Source organism: Novacetimonas hansenii JCM 7643 (assembly GCF_000964405.1).
In the GTDB taxonomy this organism is placed as follows: Bacteria; Pseudomonadota; Alphaproteobacteria; order Acetobacterales; family Acetobacteraceae; genus Novacetimonas; species Novacetimonas hansenii.
This window is the reverse complement of record NZ_BANE01000331.1, coordinates 1-382: the sequence shown is the minus strand read 5'-3', so window position 1 is coordinate 382 and position 382 is coordinate 1. Positions and strand designations below refer to the sequence as shown.

General features: G+C 66.2%; 1 protein-coding gene and 1 pseudogene. Both read right to left on the bottom strand.

The annotated features are described in order from the left end of the window. Window positions 1-230, bottom strand: a pseudogene (locus B7G66_RS16115) (lytic transglycosylase domain-containing protein); the annotation flags it as partial. Further along, on the bottom strand, window positions 227-382 hold a 156-nt coding region (locus B7G66_RS16110), incomplete at its 5' end, for a DUF736 family protein (RefSeq protein WP_148424814.1). The gene B7G66_RS16110 and the pseudogene B7G66_RS16115, both read right to left, overlap by 4 nt.

Below are 382 nucleotides of genomic sequence, written 5' to 3'. Positions count from 1 at the left end.
GCATCACGACCGCTTTCGACCTGCATCACCGCGCGGATCCATTCCGGCGGCAGGGCAACCCGCTCTGCTGCCCGACGGATCATTCCCTCGATGTCCTGCGCGCTGGCAGAATGCATCAGCAGCACCAGCGAAGCCGCCAGCCCCGTGCAGCACATCCGGGCAACGCTGAACCTGATGCGCGTGCTGGCATTGCGGCCACCCCGTCCTGCTCCTGCAACCAGGCGCATCATTCTCGTGCTCCCTGACGTTTCTGCGGGCGGTTCCAGACAAGCTGCCAGACCCGTCCACCCCGGCCCGACTGGAACAGGCTCGCGCGCAGGCCCTGTGCCAGAGAGGGATCATCGACCACCACGACGATGTATTCGCCAGCCCGTTCGCCGGT